This is a genomic window from Streptomyces sp. A1136, assembly GCF_004795055.1.
Taxonomy (GTDB): domain Bacteria; phylum Actinomycetota; class Actinomycetes; order Streptomycetales; family Streptomycetaceae; genus Streptomyces.
This window is the reverse complement of the sequence record NZ_SSBJ01000028.1, coordinates 62,439-81,438: the sequence shown is the minus strand read 5'-3', so window position 1 is coordinate 81,438 and position 19,000 is coordinate 62,439. Positions and strand designations below refer to the sequence as shown.

The 19,000-nt window shown below is 72.7% G+C and carries 20 protein-coding genes; 16 read left to right on the top strand and 4 right to left on the bottom strand.

Annotated features, from left to right (window positions below; genetic code table 11):
- The first annotated feature begins 29 nt into the window (after positions 1–29).
- Genes E6R62_RS25550 through hypF form a run of 3 tightly spaced genes read left to right on the top strand, consistent with a single transcriptional unit; the run spans position 30 to position 3,630 of the window.
- Entirely contained in the window at positions 30–452 is a 423-nt protein-coding gene (locus E6R62_RS25550; RefSeq protein WP_136215870.1) for a hydrogenase maturation nickel metallochaperone HypA, read from the top strand.
- Complete coding sequence (hypB, locus tag E6R62_RS25545; RefSeq protein ID WP_136215869.1) at positions 431–1,219, top strand: hydrogenase nickel incorporation protein HypB; 789 nt, start codon at positions 431–433, stop codon at positions 1,217–1,219. The genes E6R62_RS25550 and hypB overlap by 22 nt, the downstream gene beginning before the upstream one ends.
- Positions 1,219–3,630 (top strand): carbamoyltransferase HypF, encoded by a 2,412-nt coding sequence (gene hypF, locus E6R62_RS25540; protein WP_136215868.1) that lies wholly within the window; start codon positions 1,219–1,221, stop codon positions 3,628–3,630. The genes hypB and hypF overlap by 1 nt, the downstream gene beginning before the upstream one ends.
- Here the strand turns inward: hypF and E6R62_RS42210 are convergent.
- Complete coding sequence (locus tag E6R62_RS42210) at positions 3,521–3,745, bottom strand: hypothetical protein (RefSeq protein ID WP_368773873.1); 225 nt, start codon at positions 3,743–3,745, stop codon at positions 3,521–3,523. The two genes, hypF and E6R62_RS42210, sit on opposite strands and share 110 nt — an antisense overlap.
- On the opposite strand from E6R62_RS42210, the gene E6R62_RS41100 reads away from it, so the two are divergent.
- The 3 genes from E6R62_RS41100 to hypE all read left to right on the top strand — a co-directional run bounded on the left by E6R62_RS41100 (position 3,656) and on the right by hypE (position 6,256).
- Positions 3,656–4,003: a HypC/HybG/HupF family hydrogenase formation chaperone gene (locus tag E6R62_RS41100; protein WP_368773872.1), complete on the top strand. Its 348-nt coding sequence runs from the start codon at positions 3,656–3,658 to the stop codon at positions 4,001–4,003. The genes E6R62_RS42210 and E6R62_RS41100 overlap by 90 nt on opposite strands.
- Complete coding sequence (gene hypD, locus E6R62_RS25530; RefSeq protein ID WP_136215867.1) at positions 4,000–5,169, top strand: hydrogenase formation protein HypD; 1,170 nt, start codon at positions 4,000–4,002, stop codon at positions 5,167–5,169. The genes E6R62_RS41100 and hypD overlap by 4 nt, the downstream gene beginning before the upstream one ends.
- Before the next feature lie 97 nt (positions 5,170–5,266).
- Positions 5,267–6,256 carry a hydrogenase expression/formation protein HypE gene (hypE, locus tag E6R62_RS25525; protein WP_240801888.1) on the top strand — a complete coding sequence of 330 codons (990 nt, stop codon included), beginning with the start codon at positions 5,267–5,269 and terminating at the stop codon, positions 6,254–6,256.
- Positions 6,257–6,323: 67 nt separating this feature from the next.
- Here hypE and E6R62_RS25520 read toward each other — a convergent pair whose 3' ends face one another.
- Positions 6,324–7,097 (bottom strand): 3-hydroxybutyrate dehydrogenase, encoded by a 774-nt coding sequence (locus E6R62_RS25520; RefSeq protein WP_136215866.1) that lies wholly within the window; start codon positions 7,095–7,097, stop codon positions 6,324–6,326.
- A 268-nt stretch (positions 7,098–7,365) separates the two neighbouring features.
- Between E6R62_RS25520 and E6R62_RS25515 the strand changes: the two genes are divergently transcribed.
- The 8 genes from E6R62_RS25515 (at position 7,366) to E6R62_RS25480 (ending at position 13,888) form a co-directional block, all read left to right on the top strand.
- Complete coding sequence (locus E6R62_RS25515; protein WP_240801883.1) at positions 7,366–7,605, top strand: chaplin; 240 nt, start codon at positions 7,366–7,368, stop codon at positions 7,603–7,605.
- Positions 7,606–7,753: 148 nt separating this feature from the next.
- A complete protein-coding gene (locus E6R62_RS25510; RefSeq protein WP_240801882.1) occupies positions 7,754–8,701 on the top strand; it encodes an ABC transporter ATP-binding protein in 948 nt (315 codons plus the stop codon).
- Positions 8,698–9,687 carry an ABC transporter permease subunit gene (locus E6R62_RS25505; RefSeq protein WP_136215864.1) on the top strand — a complete coding sequence of 330 codons (990 nt, stop codon included), beginning with the start codon at positions 8,698–8,700 and terminating at the stop codon, positions 9,685–9,687. The genes E6R62_RS25510 and E6R62_RS25505 overlap by 4 nt, the downstream gene beginning before the upstream one ends.
- Positions 9,688–9,725: 38 nt before the next feature.
- A complete protein-coding gene (locus tag E6R62_RS25500) occupies positions 9,726–10,145 on the top strand; it encodes a GntR family transcriptional regulator (protein WP_136215863.1) in 420 nt (139 codons plus the stop codon).
- Positions 10,146–10,286: 141 nt separating this feature from the next.
- Complete coding sequence (locus E6R62_RS25495) at positions 10,287–11,561, top strand: VWA domain-containing protein (protein WP_136215862.1); 1,275 nt, start codon at positions 10,287–10,289, stop codon at positions 11,559–11,561.
- The gene (locus tag E6R62_RS25490; protein WP_136215861.1) at positions 11,561–12,364 is read left to right on the top strand and encodes a hypothetical protein; all 804 of its coding nucleotides are present in this window, start codon (positions 11,561–11,563) and stop codon (positions 12,362–12,364) included. Before E6R62_RS25495 ends, E6R62_RS25490 begins: the two co-directional genes overlap by 1 nt.
- Before the next feature lie 157 nt (positions 12,365–12,521).
- Positions 12,522–12,785 carry a hypothetical protein gene (locus E6R62_RS25485; RefSeq protein WP_136215860.1) on the top strand — a complete coding sequence of 88 codons (264 nt, stop codon included), beginning with the start codon at positions 12,522–12,524 and terminating at the stop codon, positions 12,783–12,785.
- 383 nt (positions 12,786–13,168) lie between these two features.
- Entirely contained in the window at positions 13,169–13,888 is a 720-nt protein-coding gene (locus E6R62_RS25480; RefSeq protein ID WP_136215859.1) for a transcriptional regulator, read from the top strand.
- An 82-nt stretch (positions 13,889–13,970) separates the two neighbouring features.
- On the opposite strand, the gene E6R62_RS25475 is transcribed toward E6R62_RS25480, so the two are convergent.
- Both E6R62_RS25475 and E6R62_RS25470 read right to left on the bottom strand, forming a co-directional pair.
- A complete protein-coding gene (locus tag E6R62_RS25475) occupies positions 13,971–15,395 on the bottom strand; it encodes a nucleobase:cation symporter-2 family protein (protein ID WP_136215858.1) in 1,425 nt (474 codons plus the stop codon).
- Between the two features lie 325 nt (positions 15,396–15,720).
- Positions 15,721–16,287 (bottom strand): helix-turn-helix domain-containing protein, encoded by a 567-nt coding sequence (locus E6R62_RS25470; RefSeq protein ID WP_136215857.1) that lies wholly within the window; start codon positions 16,285–16,287, stop codon positions 15,721–15,723.
- A 145-nt stretch (positions 16,288–16,432) separates the two neighbouring features.
- Here E6R62_RS25470 and E6R62_RS25465 point away from each other — a divergent pair, with 145 nt between their 5' ends.
- Both E6R62_RS25465 and E6R62_RS25460 read left to right on the top strand, forming a co-directional pair.
- Positions 16,433–17,560 carry an aryl-sulfate sulfotransferase gene (locus tag E6R62_RS25465; RefSeq protein WP_136215856.1) on the top strand — a complete coding sequence of 376 codons (1,128 nt, stop codon included), beginning with the start codon at positions 16,433–16,435 and terminating at the stop codon, positions 17,558–17,560.
- Positions 17,533–18,936: a uracil-xanthine permease family protein gene (locus E6R62_RS25460; protein WP_240801881.1), complete on the top strand. Its 1,404-nt coding sequence runs from the start codon at positions 17,533–17,535 to the stop codon at positions 18,934–18,936. The genes E6R62_RS25465 and E6R62_RS25460 overlap by 28 nt, the downstream gene beginning before the upstream one ends.
- Positions 18,937–19,000 lie beyond the last annotated feature (64 nt).

The window sequence follows — 19,000 nt, the reverse complement described above, 5'->3', positions numbered from 1 at the left end:
TCTAATGAGGCCCGGCAGGACGGAGTCCCATGCACGAGATGTCGATCGCCATGGCCGTGGTCAACCAGGTCGAAGAGGCGGCCGCGGCCGCCGGCGCGAGTCGGGTGAGCGCGGTCCGGCTCCAGGTCGGGGAACTGGCCGGAGTCGTACCCGACGCACTCGCCTTCTGCTTCGAACTGGCCTGCGCCGGGACGGCCCTGGAAGGGGCCGCGCTCACCACCGAACCCGTACCGGGCCGCGCCCGGTGCCACTCGTGTCCGGGGGACTGGCCCGTCGGCATGCCGCCCGACCTGTGCTGTCCCGGCTGCGGCACCGCGACGGACGTCGAACTGCTCTCCGGCCGCGAGTTGCAGATCCTCAGTGTCACCTGGGAAGACGATCCGGCACGCGAACCGGGCCCCGCCCAACGATCTCCGAGGAGCGCTGAACCATGTGCCGAGTGGTCGACCTGAAACAGGCGGTACTGGCCAAGAACGAGACGGCGGCGCGGACTCTGCGCACCGAACTCACCGCACGCGGCACGACCGTGGTCAACCTGCTCTCCAGCCCCGGCAGCGGGAAGACGGCCCTGCTGGAAGCGGAGCTCGACCTCGCCCGCCGGCGCGGCGTGCCCGTCGCGGCCCTCACCGCCGACCTCGCGACAGAGAACGACGCGCTGCGCCTGGGCCGTTCCGGCGTTCCCGTCAAACAGGTCCTCACCGACGGACTCTGTCACCTGGAAGCCGCCATGCTGAGCCGGCACCTGGACGGGTGGCTGCCCGAGGACACCCGGCTGTTGTTCGTGGAGAACGTCGGCAACCTGGTGTGTCCGGCCTCCTACGACCTCGGGGAGTCGCTGCGGGTCGCCCTCGCCTCCGTCACCGAGGGCGAGGACAAGCCGTTGAAGTACCCGACCGCCTTCGGGCTCGCGCAACTCGTGGTGGTCACCAAGACCGACATCGCCGAGGCCGTCGAGTTCGACGAGGCCACCTTCCGGGCCAACGTCCGGCAGGTCAACCCCGGTGTGGAGGTGGTGCTCACCTCCGCCCGCACCGGGGCCGGCGTCGGCACCCTGCTGGAACGGGCGCTCTCCGTCGCGGACGGTTGCCCCGCGCACACGCCGGTGATGGCGGCCGGGGGCCACTCCCACGACGGCCACGATCACGGTCACGACGGCGACCACCACGGCCACGAAGCCCACCACGGCCACACGCACCCTCCCGTGGCGCGGACCCTCTGATGGAGGCCGTCGAACGCCGCCGGGTCACGGTGCGGGGCGTGGTCCAGGGCGTCGGCTTCCGACCGTACGTCTACGGTCGGGCCACCGCGCTCGGCTTGGCCGGACACGTCACGAACACCCCGGAGGGCGTGGTCGCGGAGGTCGAGGGCGCCCGGACGGCGGTCACCGAGTTCTGCGAGCGGCTCGCGACGGACGCCCCGCCCCTCGCGCTCATCGACGCCGTCGACCACTGCGAGGTCCCCCTCGCGGGCGGCGCGGGTTTCACCATCATCGCGTCCAGGAGCGGCGGCCCCGCACGTACGCTGGTCTCCCCGGACGTCGCCACCTGCGCCGACTGCCTCGCCGAGTTGGCCGACCCCGCCGACCGGCGCCACCGCCACCCCTTCATCACCTGCACCCACTGCGGCCCGCGCTTCACCATCGTCACCGGACTGCCCTACGACCGGGCCCACACCACCATGGCGCCCTTCCCGATGTGCCCGGACTGCGCCCGCGAGTACACCGACCCCGCCGACCGCCGTTTCCACGCCCAGCCCGTCGCCTGTCCCGCCTGCGGGCCCCGCCTGCGCCTGCTGGCCGGAACACCGCCGCGGGAGGTGCCGGACGTGGACCCGGTGGCCGAGGCCCGCCGACTCCTGGCCCGGGGAGCGGTCCTCGCGGTCAAGGGCCTCGGCGGCTACCACCTCGCCTGCGACGCCGCCGACGAGGAAGCCGTGGCCACCCTGCGCCGCCGCAAGGCCCGGGGGCGCAAGCCGTTCGCCCTCATGGCCCGCGACCCCGCCGACCTCGCGGCCCTCGTCGCGATCGGCCCCGAGGAGCTCGCCCTGCTCACCGGAGGCGTCCGCCCCATCGTGCTGCTGCGCCGCCGTCCCGGCGTCCGCGGCGGCCCGGCGGTGGCCGAAGGCGTCGCCCCGGGCAGCCCCGACCTCGGGGTGATGCTCCCGTACACGCCCGTGCACCACCTGCTGCTCGGCCTGCCCGGCGACCCTCCCGGCCCCCGCTTCCTCGTCATGACCAGCGGCAACCTGGCGGGCGAGCCGATCGTCACCGACGACGCCGAGGCCCTGGAGCGACTGGGCCCGCTCGCCGACGCCTGGCTCACCCACGACCGCCCCGTCCACGTACCCTGCGACGACTCCGTGGTGCGGGTCTGCGACGGCGAAACGCTCCTCCTTCGGCGCTCCCGCGGTTACGCGCCCCTGCCCCTCACGCTGCCCGTGACCGTTCCGGCGACACTGGCCGCCGGGGGAGACCTCAAGAACACCTTCTGCCTCGGGGAGGGGCGCCGGGCCTGGCCGTCCGCCCACATCGGGGACATGGACGACCTCGCCACGCAGTACGCCTTCGAACGTGCCGTCGGGCAGTTGGAGAGCATCACCGGGGTCGTCCCCGCCCTGTTCGCCGCCGACCGGCACCCCGGCTACCGGTCCGCACGGTGGGCGGAGCGCAACGCCGGCCCCCGACCACTGCTCCGTGTCCAACACCATCACGCGCACGTCGCCTCCGCGATGGCCGAACACGGCCTGACCGGAGCCGGGAAGGTCATCGGAGTCGCGTTCGACGGCACCGGTTACGGCGACGACGGCGCGGTATGGGGCGGGGAGTTCCTCCTCGCGGACTACTCCGGGTACACCCGCTTCGCGCACCTGGCCTACGTTCCCCTGCCCGGCGGTGACGCCGCCGTACGGCGCCCGTACCGCATGGCCCTCTCCCACCTGCGCGCGGCCGGCATCGACTGGACGCCCGACCTGCCGTGCGTCCAGGCCTGCCCGACGGACGAACTCCGTCTGTTGCGCGTGCAGTTGGATCGCGATCTGAACTGCGCCCCCACCTCCAGCATGGGGCGGCTCTTCGACGCCGTCTCCTCGCTGGCGGGCATCTGCCACCACACGGGTTACGAGGCACAGGCCGCGATCGAGCTGGAGTCCGCGGCGCTGGACGCCCCGGGGGCGGGGCCCCGATACGCCTTCACCCTGAGACCGGCGCGAGGTGACGCGGCGGACGCGCCGCTCGTCGCCGACCCGACCCCCGTCCTGCGGGCCGTCGTGGCCGACCTGCGGGCGGGCGCCGCGCCCTCCTCGATCGCGGCGCGCTTCACCGGCGCGGTCGCCTCCCTCGTCACCACCGCCTGCGCGGCGGCGCGCGAGCGACACGGCTCGGACACCGTCGCCCTCACCGGCGGGGTCTTCGGCAACAGCCTGTTGGCCTCGGCCTGTGCCACCGGGCTGCGCGAGAGCGGCTTCACCGTACTGCGCCACCGCCTGGTCCCGCCGAACGACGGGGGCCTGGCGCTCGGTCAGCTCATGGTGGCGGCCGCGCGCGGCGACACCACGGACGCCGGCGGCCACACCACGGAACACCCACAGCGAGGAGAAGTCCATGTGCCTGGCGGTACCCGGCAGAGTGCTTGAGATCGCGGAGGAGAACGGCACCCGCATGGCCACCGTCGACTTCGGGGGCGTGGTCAAGGAGGTGTGCCTGGAGTACCTGCCGGACCTCCGGGTGGGCGAGTACGCCATCGTCCACGTCGGATTCGCCCTCCAGCGCCTGGACGAGGAATCAGCCCGCCAGACGCTTGAGCTCTTCACCCAACTCGGCATGCTCCAAGAGGAGTTCGGCGACCCTTGGGAGCAGGCGGCGCAGGCGGGCGGAGCCCCCTGGCCCTTCGAGGAGGCCGTCCCGACCGAAGAAGGCGGCCGGACCGGCGAAGAGGCCCGGGTCGAGGAAGAGGGCCGGACCGAGGGCCCGGTCGCAGAGCACGTACCGCAGGAGGCGCGGCAGTGAAGTACATCGACGAGTTCCAGGACCCCGACCTCGCCCGCCGGCTCTTGGACGACATCCATGCCACGGTCACCCGGCCGTGGGCCCTGATGGAGGTCTGCGGCGGTCAGACGCACACCATCATCCGGCATGGCATCGACCAACTGCTTCCGGATTCGGTGGAATTGATCCACGGTCCGGGCTGTCCGGTGTGCGTCACGCCGCTGGAGGTGATCGACAAGGCGCTGGAGATCGCCTCCCGCCCGGACGTGATCTTCTGCTCCTTCGGTGACATGCTCCGTGTGCCGGGGACGGGCCGCGACCTGTTCCAGGTGCGCGGCGAGGGCGGCGACGTCAGGGTCGTCTACTCCCCGCTGGGCGCGCTCAAGATCGCGCGGCAGAACCCGGGGCGCGAGGTCGTCTTCTTCGGGATCGGCTTCGAGACCACCGCTCCGCCGAACGCGATGACGGTGTACCAGGCGAAGAGGCTCGGCATCCCCAACTTCAGCCTGCTGGTCTCCCACGTCCGGGTGCCCCCCGCGATCGAGGCGATCATGCGCTCGCCGAGCTGCCGGGTGCAGGGCTTCCTCGCCGCCGGTCACGTGTGCAGCGTGATGGGCATGGGGGAGTACCCCGAACTGGCCGCCCGTCACCGGGTGCCGATCGTGGTGACCGGCTTCGAACCGCTGGACATCCTGGAGGGGGTGCGCCGCGCGGTCCGGCAGTTGGAGCGCGGGGAGCACACGGTCGACAACGCCTACGCCCGCGCCGTCCGCCCGGAGGGGAACCCCACGGCGCTCGCCATGTTGGAGGACGTCTTCGAGGTCACCGACCGGGCCTGGCGCGGTATCGGCGTCATCCCCGACAGCGGCTGGCGACTGTCCGAGCGCTACCGGGAGTTCGACGCCGAGCACCGCTTCTCGGTGACCGGCATCACCACCGGTGAACCGGCCGAGTGCCGCAGCGGCGAGGTCCTCCAAGGCCTCATCAAACCGAACGAGTGCGAGGCCTTCGGCACCACCTGCACGCCGCGCACCCCGCTCGGCGCCACCATGGTTTCCAGCGAGGGCGCCTGCGCGGCGTACTACCTCTACCGGCGCCTCGAACTCACCCCGGCCCGTACGGCCCCGCCCGCGCCGGCGGAGCCGAGCGAGAGCGCCGCACCTCTGGAGGCGAGCCCCGTTGCCTGAGACCACACAGCCCGCGCTGCCCGCGCAGTCCGGGACCACGTTGGACGTCGCGGGATGGACCTGTCCGGCCCCGCTGCGGGACCGCCCCCGCGTGGTGATGGGCCACGGCGGCGGCGGGGCTCTCTCCGCCGAACTGGTCCAGCACCTCTTCGCACCGGCCTTCGGGGGCGAGACGCTGGCGCAGCTCGGCGACTCCGCCGCGCTCTCGCTGGGCGGGGTCCGACTCGCCTTCTCCACCGACTCCTACGTGGTCCGGCCGCTGTTCTTCCCCGGCGGCAGCATCGGTGATCTCGCGGTCAACGGCACGGTCAACGACCTGGCGATGAGCGGCGCCCGGGCCGCCTACCTCTCCTGCGGCTTCATTCTCGAAGAGGGTGTCGAGATGTCCGTGGTGGCCAGGGTGGCCGGGGCCCTGGGCGACGCGGCGCGCGCGGCGGGGGTGGAGGTGGCGACCGGTGACACGAAGGTGGTCGAAGCCGGACACGGCGACGGCGTCTACGTGAACACCGCCGGGATCGGGCTGATCCCGGACGGTGTGGACCTGCGCCCGCAGCGCGTCGTCCCCGGCGACGTCGTGATCGTCAGCGGTGAGATCGGACTCCACGGCGTGGCCATCATGAGTGTGCGCGAGGGCTTGGAGTTCGGCGTGGACGTCGAGAGCGACTGCGCCCCGCTCGGCGGCCTCGTGGACGCCATGCTCGCGGTCACCCCGGACCTGCACGTCCTGCGGGACCCGACCCGGGGCGGTCTGGCGGCCGCCCTGAACGAGATCGCCGCCGCCTCGGGGGCGGGCGTCGTCATCCGTGAGGGCGCGGTCCCGATCCCGGACCCGGTGGCCAACGCGTGCGCCATCCTCGGTCTCGACCCCCTGTACGTGGCCAACGAGGGCAAGCTGGTCGCGTTCGTACCCCGGGAGCACGCCGAGGCCGTGCTCGAAGCGATGCGCGCCCACCCCCTGGGCCGTCGCGCGGCGGTGATCGGCGAGGCGGTGGAGGCCCATCCGGGCCTGGTCGTGGCCCGCACGGGCCTGGGCGGCACCCGCGTGGTGGACCTCCCGATCGGCGAGCAACTGCCGCGCATCTGCTGAGTCGGACCGATCCGACGAGCGGCCGCCGCGGGACGGTGGCCGCTCGTCCGCGTCCCGGCACGGCCCGTCAACGCGCCGTCCACCCGCCGTCGATGACCAGGGAGGTGCCGGTGATGGAGCCCGAGTGCGGGCCGCACAGCATCAGGGCCGCCGAGGCCACCTCTTCCGGCTCGATGAGCCGGGCCACCGGGGACCGCGCGAGCAGCACCTCGCCCAGCACGTCGTCGGGGCTGACCCCGTGGGCCAGCGCCTGGTCCCGGATCTGGCCCTCCACCAGGGGGGTGCGGACGTACCCCGGGCTCACGCAGTTGCTGGTGACGCCGTACGGGGCGCCCTCCAGGGCGGCGACCTTGCTCAGCCCCTCCAGGGCGTGCTTCGCGGCCACGTACGCCGCTTTGTAGGGGCTGGCGCGCAGGCCGTGCACGCTGGAGATGTTGACCACCCGGCCCCAGCCGCCCGCGTACATGTGCGGCAGCACGTGGCGCAGCAGCAGGAACGGCGCGGTGACCATCACCTGCTGGATGAGGGCGAACCGCTCCGGGGCGAACTCGGTGATCGGCGCGACGTACTGGAGCCCCGCGCTGTTGACCAGCACGTCGACCTCCGAGGGCAGCGAGCCGATGGCCGCCGGCCGCGCCAGGTCCACGCCGTGCGCCCGGCCGCCGATCGCCGCCGCGACGCTCTTCGCGGCCTCCTCGGCGATGTCCACCACGTGTACGGTCGCGCCGGCCGCGGCGAGGGCGACGGCGCAGGCGCGCCCGATGCCGCTGCCGCCGCCGGTCACGAGGGCCACCCGCCCGCGCAGGTCGGTGGGGGAGGGGGTGGGAAGTGTGCTCGTCATGACCGCACACAGTAGGCGCGGCGCCGCGCGGCGCCCATGGCGTCCGCCCACACACCCGTCCGGAGCGCTGTGGCGCGCACCGCCATCCGTGGCGAGAGATCCGGACGCGTGTCCGAGGCTGCGCCGGTCGGGCTCATCCCTTCGCGGGAAAGCGGCCCCAGGGGTAAAGCCGGGACCCGGTAGCGGACGAATGAAGGAGTGCGGACCTGAACCGGCCCGTGCGGCGCGCTTGTCGCGGGTCGCTGGATGCGTCTGAAGGAGACACCTCGTGTCGCGTGTTCTGAAGAGTGTCGCCATGGCCCTGGCCGCCGGTGCGCTGGTCGTCGGCGGAGCCTCGGTTGCGTCGGCCGACGCCGAGGCGGAGGGTGTGGCCGTCGGTTCGCCGGGCGTGCTCTCCGGCAACGTGGTTCAGATTCCGATCCACATCCCGATCAACCTCTGCGGCAACTCGATCAGCGTCATCGGAGCGCTGAACCCGGCGGCCGGCAACGTCTGCGTCAACGACTGACCCGTTGTTCCGCCGTGCCCCAGGGCCCGTCACCCGCCGTCCCGCGGCGGGTGACGGGCCCCGCGCATGCCCGGGGCCGGTTGACAGGACCGGGTCCGCACTCCATGATTCCACTAATTAGTTAATGGAATCATGGAGAGGGGGAGGCGTGGGGGAAGCGACCGTTCCCGGTCCCGCCGACACCCGGTGGGCGCTCGAAGCGCGTGGGTTGGGGAAGAAGTACCGCCGGGGGTGGGCGCTGCGCGACTGCTCCTTCCGGATTCCCGCCGGCCGCGTCTGTGCCCTGGTGGGCCCCAACGGCGCGGGGAAGAGCACGCTGCTGAACCTGGCGACCCGGCTCACCGAACCGTCGGCCGGTGAACTGAGGATCTTCGGCGGCCCGGCCGGCGAGCCCGCCGCGATGCGGCGTTGGGCCTATCTCGCCCAGGACAAGCCGTTGTTCAAGAGGTTCACGGTGGCGCAGACGCTGCGCATGGGCGAGGAGCTCAACCCCGGGTGGGACCGGGGGGTCGCCGAACGGATCGTGCGGGCCGGGCGGCTGCGGCCGGACACCCGCGTCGCCGAGCTGTCCGGAGGCCAGCGCACGCGGGTCGCCTTCGCGCTCGCCTTCGGCAAGCGCCCCGAACTGCTGCTGCTGGACGAACCCATGGCCGACCTCGACCCGGTCGCCCGGGACGAGATGGGCGCACTGCTGATGTCCGAGGCCGCCGAACACGGCACCACCGTGTTGATGTCCTCCCACCTCCTCGGTGAGCTGGAGCAGATGTGCGACTTCCTGCTCGTCCTCGACGGCGGACGCGTCCGCATGGCCGGTGAGACCGAGGAACTCGTCCCCATGCACACCCTGGTCACCGGGGTGACCACCCCCGACGGAGCGCTGCCGGACGCCCTGGCCGCCCACACCGTCGTCGAGACGCGCACGGCCGGCCGCCAGTTCACCGCCCTCGTGCTGCGCCAAGGACCGCTGAGCGGGCCATGGCAGCTCACCGAGCCCGGTATGGAGGACGTGCTCCTGGCCTACCTCCGTTCGCCCGAGGCCCCCGCGCTGATCGCCCCGACCGCGTCGCCCGCACACCGAGAGGAGCACGCGGCATGACCACGCTCACCCCCTCCGAGGCCGACCCGTACACCGACCCCCGGCGCCGGGGCCCGCGCGGACTGCTCTGGCTGATGGTGCGCGTGCATCGGATCGCCCTGCTCACCTGTCTGGCCGTGGCCGTCCTCGGCGCCGCCTGGATCGTGTACCAGCGCGGGGCGATGCTCGACACGCTGCACGCGGCCGGCTGGCCCGGGAAACCCGCCGACACCCTGGACGGCGAAGTGGCCAACCGGGTCACCAACCGCTTCAACTCCTACGCGAACACCCTGGCCTTCCTGCCCACGGTGCTGGGGGTGGTCCTGGGCGCCTCGCTCATCGCCTCCGACCTGGAGCACGGCACCGCGCGCCTGGTCACCACCCAGTCCGTGTCGCGGGACCGTTGGCTCAGGGCGAAGCTCGGCTTCGCGCTGACCGTCGTCACCGTCACGACAGTGCCCCTGAGCCTGCTCTTCGGCTGGTGGCGGGACTCCGTCGGGCCGTTCGCCGGCACCGACTGGTTGCACGACCCCGTCTTCGAGGCCGGCGCACCGGTACTCGTGACGACCGCCCTCTTCACCACCTCGCTGGGCCTCGCCATCGGGGCGCTGACCCGGCGCGTGGTGAGCGCGATGGTGCTGACCTTCGTCACCTCCTGGGTCGCCCTGACCGTGGCCGACGTGTTCAAGAACAGGTTGGCCACGCCGCGCCGGATCTCCTTCCCGCTCGGCGCCGACCAGCCGGCCGTACTCGACCACGTCGTACAGGTCGACCAGTGGGTGGGCACCGGGTCCGGGAAGCTCTACGGATACGGCACCTGCGTCTCCGACGCGTCCCCCGAGGCCTGCCGGGCACGGCTCGGCATCGTCAACTCGGTCTGGGACTACTTCGGCGACGACCAGCGGCTCGGTATGCAGTGGACCGCCGCCGGGGTGTTGCTGGCGGCGAGCGCCGTCCTCGTCACCCTGTTCCTCACCCGGCTCCGCCGGGCCCCGCTCACGTCATAGAGTGACAGGCCACCACACGGCACGAAGGAGGCGGGCACATGGTCGTATTCCACATCGAACGGCGCGGCGGACTGCCCGCCTACCTGCAGATCGTCCGACAGGTGGAACGGGCGCTGCGCATGGGCGCCTTGGTCGAGGGCGACAGGCTGCCCACGGCCGCGCAGGTCGCCGCGGCCACCAAGGTCAACCCCAACACCACGCTCAAGGCCTACCGCGAACTGGAACGCGCCGGCCTCGTCGAAGTCCGTCAGGGGGCCGGGACGTTCGTCATCCACGTCCCGCGACCGCCGGAGACGAAGGCGGACCCCGCCCTGCGCGGCGGGCTCGCCGCGTGGATGCGGGAGGCGCGCGAGGAGGGCCTCGGCGCGTCCGAGGTGGTCGCCCTGTTCGACGCCGTCCTCCCCGAGGTGTTCCCCGAGGGCGCCTGTGCCGCGCACGGCGGGGAACCGCCCGGGTGAGAGGGCGCGCCGCCCGCGCTCCCTGCGCACCGCACCGCACCCCACCGCATCCGTCCGGGCCCCGTCCGACGGCCGGTCGTACGCGGCCAAGAGGGCCGCGCGCGTTTTGGTTTGGCGGACCATCCTCAATACGATCCGGCGATGATCACAAGAAAATGGGTGGCGGCCGGGGCCTGTGGCCTGCTGGCCACGCTGGCCGTCGGGCTCCTCCCGGCGACCGCCTCCGCCGGTGAACCCGTATCCAAGGAACCCCCCAAGGTCGAACTGGTCCTGGACGTCAGCGGTTCCATGCGGGCCACCGACATCGACGGCCAGTCCCGGATGTCCGCCGCGAAGCAGGCGTTCAACGAGGTGCTCGACGCCGTACCCGACGAAGTGCGGCTCGGGATAAGGACCCTGGGCGCCACCTACCCGGGTGACGACCGGAACGTCGGCTGCAAGGACACCAAGGCGCTCTACCCCGTCGGACCGCTCAACCGGACGGAGGCCAAGACGGCGGTGGCCACCCTCGCCCCCACCGGCTGGACACCGATCGGGCCGGCCCTGCTGGGTGCCGCCGACGACCTCAAGGGCGGTGACGCCACCCGGCGGATCGTGCTCATCACGGACGGCGAGGACACCTGCGCCCCGCTCGACCCGTGCGAGGTGGCCCGGGACATCGCCGCCCAGGGTATCCACCTCACCATCGACACGCTCGGACTCGTCCCGGACGCCAAGACGCGGGACCAGCTCGTCTGCATCGCCGAGGCGACCGGCGGCACCTACACCTCCGTACAGCACAAGCAGGAACTCTCCGGCCGCGTACGGCAACTCGTCGACCGCGCGGCGGCTCCCGTCGTCACCCCGGTCGCCGCACAGGGTGCCAAGGAGTGCCGCGACGCGCCGAAGCTGGGCGCGGGGCTCTACAGCGACCGTGAGACCTTCGGCGAGCACCGCTGGTACAAGGTCGACGTCAAGCCCGGGCAGGAACTGCGTGCTTCGGTGAGCCTGGCCGCGGACCGCGCCGTCAACAACGACTACGGCGTGATGGTGCGCGCCTCGACCGTGCACGGCCGGGAGATCGTCCGCGGCTCCGAGGCCGGTGACGGACGCACCGACCTGATCTCCACCGGCCTGCGCTATCCGAAGCCCGTCCTGGACGACGCCGACGGGAACACCGGGACGGCCCCCGAGACCGTCTGCCTGCAGATCAGCAATTCCTTCTCGGCGCCCGCGTCGGTCAAGACGACGCCGGGCATGCCACTGGAGTTGACCATCGACCTGGTGGACGGCCCCGACCGGGCGTCCGACGCGGCGGCCTTCGGGCTCGGCCGGGGCTGGTGGCTACTCGGCGTGCTGGTCCTCACCGGCCTCGTCGCCGGTCTGGTCTGGGGCTGGATCTCCCGCTGGCGTATCTCGGTCTGGAGGACCAACTGATGCGTACCGTACGCGTACTGACCGCAGCCCTGTTGACCGGCGCCGGCCTGCTCGGCCCGGCGGGCGCCGCCCTGGCCGACGCTCCCTCGCCGAAACCGAGCGGCTCCGCGGCCGGTTCCGCGGCCGGACCGACCGAGGCCGGCACCGCGTTCCGTACCGCCACGCCGGTCAAGCTCGGCCAGGACGCGACCGCCGACGCCTCCACGGGTGACTACCTCTACTGGTCGTTCCCGCTCGACGCGGGTCAGCGGAGCACGGTGCGGGCCAAGGTGGAGCTTCCGCCGTCCGCCTCCCGGCACGCCGCCTCGACCTGGCGGATCGACGTCTACGACGGGCTGCGCCGCCGCCAGCCGTGCATGTACGGGGTGCAGGCGGCGCCGGCCCCCAAGGAGAGCGCCACCCTGGAGCTTTCCTGCACGCTCCGCCCGGTCCGTACCGGCGCCGACACGTGGTCCGACGACCCGCTTCCGGGCACCTACTACCTGCGCCTGACGGTCGTGGACCTGCCGCAGGAGGACCTCGGCCAGCCCGTACGGGCGCAGGTCCGCGCGGAAGCGCGGGACCTGGGCGGCGCCTACGCGGTGGACGGCGCCGTGGCCGCCCCGCTGGTCCCGGGCATCACCGCGGCCCGCGAGAGCGGGCCCGCGGCCGCCGCCGGCACGGAACCGGAGGACGGCTGGGCCGGCGGTCGGTGGTCCGATCGCTGGATCTGGACCGCGGTCGGCGGACTCCTCGGCGGCCTCGCGGGGATCGCCGGATACCGACTCACCCGCGGATCGGGCCGCCCCGCGCCCCGCGCCTGAGGCGAAGGGGCCGCCGCGGCGCGGCGCCGCGACGGCCCCTTCCTCCCTCTCCCGGCCTCCTTCGCCCGCCGCCCTCGCCTCCGCGCACGCGGCGCCGCCCCGCGCGCGGTGTACTGGAGGTGTACCGGTAGCCGCCGCCTGCGAGGAGGGCCCGCTCATGACCACCGCAGAGACCGCCCGTGACGCCGTCCGCCGCATCCTGGGCGAGGAGGCGCACGCCGATGTGACCACCTTCCCGGCGGGGAACCTGGCCATCACGGTGACGAGCGGCGCGCACACCGCCACCATCGACGGCGACGACTCCTCCGGGTGGGGGTGGACGGTCGACCCGGGTACGGACGACGGGTTCACCGGCCACGAGCTGATCGCACCGACCCTCGACGAGGCACTGGGCGGGGTGCGCGAGACCATCGGCGGCTGAGCCGGCCGCGCGCGGCGGCATCCGGCCCGCGCGAGGTCCCACGGACGGTCGTCGGCTGACATGCGTGGGACTCCCTCCGGTCGTGGAGACCGATCATGCGCCGGCCGGGCGGACGGCGGACCTGCCACCGTGGCGGAACCGCGTGCGGGGCCGCGCCGCGGTGGACAGGTGCCTGGGGCCGGACGATGTGGTGCCCTGCGGGCCTCGCCCGGGGCGTCTCTCCTGATCATTTCCGGAAGCCGCCCCGCACCTTCATATCCAAGGGGTATGGACGATCGCACCGTAGGAACGTCTGTTAGTGTGCCCGCTCCTGGATGTTCATCCACCGATCCGTCTCCCCTCGAACGCTCCGCGCGCCGAGGGCGTTGCGAGGTGTCTTGTACGTGTACAGCACTCCGTTCTCCCCAGCCGAGGCCCGCTCCGCACGCGAACGCGTGGGCCTGACGACCGCCCAGGTGGCCCAGTCCATGGCGGCTTGCGGCACCCCCGTCCACCCCGAACTGGTCGCCGCCTGGGAGCTGGGCTCCTACGCGCCGACCGACCAGCAGCTCTTCGCGCTCGCCAACGCGCTGTGGTGCGACACCACGGCCTTGATGGGGGTCGCGCCGCGCACCCTCGCCGAGTTCCGCCTCGCCCGCCAACTCACCGTGGAGCGGCTGGCGTACCGCATAGGCATGGACCCGGAGGCGTACCGTGCGGCGGAAGCCGGCGGGCCGTGGCAGGGGGACACCTGGCAGACCCGAGCGCTGGTGGAAGCGCTGGGCCTGTCGCTGCGCGCCCTCACCGGCATCATGGGCCGGGTCGACGAACTGGCCGGGCTCCTGCGCACGGCCGTCGAGGGACGGTGGAAGGCGTACGTGGGACCGGTGGCGGAGATCGTCGTGGTCGACGCGACGAGCGTGGGCGACGCGCTGCGCACGATGAACGCCGAGTTCTCGGACTTCGCCGAGCGCTACATGGGGCACCTCGTGGCCCGCAACGACGACACCCGGCTCAAGGAGATCGCCGCCGAGCGCTCCGCCTACCTGCGCCGACTCGTGGACCACTTCTGGGACTTGATCGGCGAGGCGGGCGAGGCGTCACCGCTGCCCCTCGACCGCTGAGCCGCCACCCGGCGGACGCGGGCGCGGGCGCGGGACGGACCCGCGGGGTCCCTCCCGGCCCGGCGCCCTCGGTCGGACGGGCTCAGCCGGCGCCGCCCGCGGCGTAACGCGGTTCGACGACGCCGTCGTCCTCGATGTCGTCCCAGTCGATCTCCATCGTGGAGCGGCTGGTGAAGACGTTGAACAGCAGGTTCAGGGAGATCGCCGTCAACGCCCCCAAGGTGATGCCGCTGTCCAGCACGGCCCGGACGTCGTCCGGCATCCGGTCGAAGAACGGCGCCACCGTGGTCGGCAACAGCGCCGCGCCCAGACTGACCGCCAGGATCAGGGCGTTGCGCTCCTCGCGCAGGTCGACCTTCCCCAGGATCTGGATGCCGACGGCGGCCACCATGCCGAACATGGACAGCGCTGCCCCGCCGAGCACCGGGTTGGGGATCGATGCGACCAGGCTGCCCGCCTTGGGCAGCAACCCCAGCAGGACCATGAACACCCCGGCCGCGACGACCACGTACCGGCTCATCACCTTGGACATACGGACCAGGCCGATGTTCTCGGCGAAGGCCACGTACGGGAACGAGTTGAGGATTCCGCCGAGCACCGTCGCGGCGCCGTCGGCCCGCAGCGCCCGGGCCACCGTGTCGGTGTCGACCCGCTTTCGGGTGATCTCGCCGATGGCGTACACGTCCCCGGTGGTCTCCACCATGGTGATCAGCATGACGACGAGCATGGCGATCATCGGCAGCGGTTCGAACCGGGGCATGCCGTAGTGGAAGGGGGTGGTGATCCCGAACCAGTCGGTGTCGCCCACCGCCGAGAAGTCGGCGTCCCCGAACAGCCAGGCGACGGTGGTGCCGCCCACCAGGCCGAGCAGCACCGCGACGCTGCTGAGGAACGGCTTGCCGACGCGGGCCATGGCCAGGATGAACAGCAGGGTGCCCAGGGCGTAGGCGAGGTTCCTCGGCTCGCCGTAGGCGGGGGTGCCGATCAGCCGTGAGCCGCCGGCCGCGTCCTGGAGGGCCACCGGGATGAGGGTGATGCCGATGATCGTGAGGATCGTCCCGATGACGACGGGCGGGAAGTAGGGCACCAGCTTGCTGAAAACGGGGGCGAACAGGAAGGTCGCGATGCCCGCCGTGATCACCGCGCCGTACACGACGAGCAGGCCGGCCGTGCCGCCGCCCGCTCCGAGACCGATGGCGATCATGGGGGAGACGGCGGTGAAGGTGACGCCTTGGACCAGCGGCAGCCGGGCACCTATCTTCCAGACGCCGAGCGCCTGGATGATCGAGGCGATGCCACAGGTGAGCAGGTCCGCGTTGATGAGGTGGACGAGCTCGGCGCGCGAGAGCCCGAGGGCGCTGCCGAGGAGGACGGGGACGATGACGGCCGCCGCGTAGAAGGCGAGGACGTGCTGGAAGCCGTACAGGGCGAGTTGCGGGAACGGCAGCAACTCGTCGACGGGATGCGTCTGCTGCTGTCGGGAGGACTGTCGGGTGACTCGTGCCATCTCTGCCTTGCCTTCGCGAGGTAGGTGAATGAGAAGACCGCCGCCCTCCAGCCCCGGGGATGACGGGGCGAGGGCAGGTCGGCTCGTACCGAGCCGACGCCGGGCGGTGTTGCCGACACCACGTCGCTCTGCACTGGGATATGGGCCCTGGATTGGCAGGACGCCCTTCGATCGGCGCGCGAAGGCGCAGTTCTCCTTGGAATTTGAAGGAGGCTTCGACCGAGGGCGCTCACCATAGCCACATGTGGGCTTTCCTCGCGAGTAACCTGCGGCCGGCCGCGGGAGTCGCGCCGGCGCGCGGCGCCCCGGGCCGGCCTCCGCCCGCTCAGCCGCGCGGGTCCGTCGTGGCCTCGACGTGGTCGGCGACGGCGACGAGCAGCACCCGCGTGCCCTGTTCCAGCGCGCGCCAGCGGTGGCGGACGCCGCCCGTCAGGTAGAGGGTGTCGCCGCGGCCCAGGCGGTGGGTGCGGCCGTCCACCTCGACCTCCACCGTGCCGTCGGCGACGTACATGAGCTCGTCGTTGCGGTGCTCGAACGCCCGGTCCGCGTCATGGTCCCCGGTGAACTCCAGGGCGTGCATCTGGTGGTGGCCGCGCACCAGCGGACGCACCCGGGTGGCCGGGTCCAGGCCGGGATCGGCGTCCGCGCGCACGATGTCCACCCGGCGCGGATTCTCCGCGGCGGCCATCAGTTGGACCGCCGTCGTCTCCAGCGCGTCCGCGATGAGTTGGAGCGAGCGCATGCTCGGGCGGGCCCGGTCGTTCTCGACCTGACTGAGGAACGGGGAGGAGAGGCCGGTCGCGGCGGCCACTTCGGCCAGGGTCAGGTCGAGGCTCCTGCGCCGCCGGCGGATGCCCGCCCCGAGTCGTGGGGCGGAGGCTTCTTCTGTCACGTGGCTCCTCGGGTCCGGTCCGCTCTGTGGATCATCTTCTCGCAGTCCGCGCCGGCCTTCGTACGGCCGTCACAGTGCCGCAACACTTCGCCACTACCTTCTAACCCAGTTGGTGTCATCAAAGAAAGTTTCACAGGAGGACCGAATGTCCACAGTCGACCAGAACTTCCGCCGCCGCCGCGGCACCGGCCTCATCGCCTTCGATCCCGAGGCCTCCGAGGGCGGTTACACCCTCTTCGCGCCGCTCACCGGCACCGGCGAGGTGTATCTGATCGACCCGCTCGGCACGGTCGTCCACCAATGGAACCTCCCCTACCGCCCCGGACGGCACGCCCGCGTCCTGGCCAACGGGAACCTCGCCTACAGCGGCGTGCTCCCGGGCGAGCCGGCCCTCTTCCCGATGTGGCACAAGTACCGGGGCGGCGTGATGCTCGAAGCCGCCCCCGACGGCACGATCCTGCGCGAGTACCGCGACCCGCTCCAGCACCACGACGCCCACCATCTCGGCGACGGCCGACTCCTGTACACCGCGCTGGAACCGCTGCGCGGCGCCGACGCCGAGGCCGTGCGCGGCGGCGTCCCCGGCTCCGAGACGGACGCCACCGTATGGGCCGACACCATCCGGGAAGTCGACGCGGACGGGGCCGTGACCTGGACGTGGAGCGCCGCCGAACACCTCGACCGCGAGGAGTACGCCCTGCACCCCGCGTACTCGCGCGAGCACTGGCCCCTCATCAACAGCGTCGTACCGCTCGCCGACGGCAACATCCTGGCGAGCCTGCGCAGCGTGTCCGCGGTCGTCGTCATCAGCCGCGAGACCGGCGACGTCCTGTGGCGCACCGAGCCCGGCGTCGTCTCCCAACAACACGCGCCGACCGAACTGGCCGACGGGAACGTGCTCGTCTTCGACAACGGCGTCTTCCGCCCCCACGCGGACGTTCCGTACTCGCGCGTCATCGAGATCGAACGCTCCTCGGGCAAGGTCGTCTGGGAGTACCACGACCCGGCGCGAGAGGCGTTCTTCGCCCCGTTCATGGGCAGCGCGCAGCGCCTCCCCGGCGGCAACACGCTCGTCACCGACTCACCGTCCGGCAGGCTCTTCGAGGTGACCCCCGAGGGCTACCTCTGCTGGGAGTACGTCGTCCCGTACTTCGGCGGCTACCGCGAATCCGAGGTGCGCGGCCTGTTCCCCTCCGAGCCCAACGCCGTCTTCCGCGCCTACCGATACTCCGCGCACGAGCTGCCGTGGCTGGACGCGGCGGCCACGTCGTGAGCGCCCCGGGCACCCTTGATTCCCGGCCCGCGGAGCCCGTGCGGCCCGTGGACGAGCGGCTGCCGCTGCGCCGGCTGGCGCCCCTGTCCGCCCAGCACGTCCTGGCGATGATCGCCGCCCCCGTCTCCACCACCTTCCTGACGGGCCAGGCCCTCGGTCTCGACGCCGCCCGCACGGCGTCCCTGCTCAGCGCCACCCTGCTGCTGTGCGGGGCGGGCGCGCTGCTCCAGTCCCTCGGGCCGTGGCGGATCGGCGCCCGGCTGCCGTTCGTGATGCTGCCGGGCGGCGCGGCCACCGCGCTCTTCCTCCAGATCGCCAAGGACCACGGTCCGGCCACCGCCACCGGCTCCGTCCTGCTCGCGGCGGCCCTGCTGTTCGCCGTGCTCCCGTTCTACGCGAGGATCGTGCGGCTCTTCCCGCCGCTCGTCATGGGCACCACGGTGCTCCTGATCGGCATCGCGATGATCCGGGTCGCGGCCCAGCTGATCACCGGTGGGCGCGGCACCCCGGGCTACGCCGAGCCCTCGTCGGTGATCCTGGCGGCCGCCACCATCGGCTGCACCGTGGTGCTGCTCCTGGTGCTGCGCGGGGTCTGGCGCCAGACGGCGGTGCTGCTCGGCTTGGGCGCGGGCGCCCTGATCGCGCTGACCACGGGACTGGGGAGCTTCGCGCCGGCCGGCGGCGGGAGCCTCGGCGCTCCGGCGCTCCCGCGCCTCCTCCCGTACGGGACGCCCCACTTCGACGTGCTCGCCGCGCTGCCGCTGCTCGTGTTCGGCCTCACGACCCTCGCCGAGGTCACCGGACAGACCGTCCTGAACAGCCGGACGGTGGGCCGGGAGCCCGACCTCGGCCGTGACGTGCCGCGCGTCGCCAGGGCCGACGCGCTGGTCTCGGTCTTCGGCGCCCTGTTCGGCACCTCCCTGCTGGTCACCAGCGCGGAGAACATCGGCATCGGCCGGCTGACGGGCGTGCGCAGCCGGTTCGTCACGGCGGGAGCGGGCGTCCTGCTGGTCGTGGTGGGTCTGGTCGCGCCCCTGTCGCGGCTGTTGGCGGCGATCCCGGCGCCGGTCGTCGGCGGTTCGGCCCTGGTGATCTACGGGATCATCGCGGTCATGGGCGTCACCATGCTGGGGCGGGCGCTGCCGGCCGCGGCCGAGTCGGCCTCGGGCGAGGGCCCGTACGCGACCGTCGCCGCCTTGGCCCTGACCGCCGGCCTGCTGCCGGTGGTCGCGCCCGATCTCTACCAGGGATTCCCGGGCTGGGCCCGGACCGTCCTCGGCAGCGGGGTCGTGGCGGGCACGCTCGCCGCGGTGCTGCTCCACGCGCTCTTCCGCCGGTTCGACCCGACCCGGCCCTCCCGGGCCCCGGCCTCGTAGGCCCTGCCCGCGGGCGCGCCGACGGCTCGCGGGCGGGCTCGCGGGCTTGGGAGGCCTCCGACCG

Coding starts and splice junctions, on each gene's coding strand:
- E6R62_RS25550 (WP_136215870.1), top strand. CDS start 30: ATGCACGAGATGTCGATCGCCATGGCCGTGGTCAACCAGGTCGAAGAG.
- hypB (WP_136215869.1), top strand. CDS start 431: ATGTGCCGAGTGGTCGACCTGAAACAGGCGGTACTGGCCAAGAACGAG.
- hypF (WP_136215868.1), top strand. CDS start 1,219: ATGGAGGCCGTCGAACGCCGCCGGGTCACGGTGCGGGGCGTGGTCCAG.
- E6R62_RS41100 (WP_368773872.1), top strand. CDS start 3,656: ATGGCCACCGTCGACTTCGGGGGCGTGGTCAAGGAGGTGTGCCTGGAG.
- hypE (WP_240801888.1), top strand. CDS start 5,267: ATGGGCCACGGCGGCGGCGGGGCTCTCTCCGCCGAACTGGTCCAGCAC.
- E6R62_RS25520 (WP_136215866.1), bottom strand. CDS start 7,097: ATGACGAGCACACTTCCCACCCCCTCCCCCACCGACCTGCGCGGGCGG.
- E6R62_RS25505 (WP_136215864.1), top strand. CDS start 8,698: ATGACCACGCTCACCCCCTCCGAGGCCGACCCGTACACCGACCCCCGG.
- E6R62_RS25500 (WP_136215863.1), top strand. CDS start 9,726: ATGGTCGTATTCCACATCGAACGGCGCGGCGGACTGCCCGCCTACCTG.
- E6R62_RS25495 (WP_136215862.1), top strand. CDS start 10,287: ATGATCACAAGAAAATGGGTGGCGGCCGGGGCCTGTGGCCTGCTGGCC.
- E6R62_RS25490 (WP_136215861.1), top strand. CDS start 11,561: ATGCGTACCGTACGCGTACTGACCGCAGCCCTGTTGACCGGCGCCGGC.
- E6R62_RS25485 (WP_136215860.1), top strand. CDS start 12,522: ATGACCACCGCAGAGACCGCCCGTGACGCCGTCCGCCGCATCCTGGGC.
- E6R62_RS25475 (WP_136215858.1), bottom strand. CDS start 15,395: ATGGCACGAGTCACCCGACAGTCCTCCCGACAGCAGCAGACGCATCCC.
- E6R62_RS25465 (WP_136215856.1), top strand. CDS start 16,433: ATGTCCACAGTCGACCAGAACTTCCGCCGCCGCCGCGGCACCGGCCTC.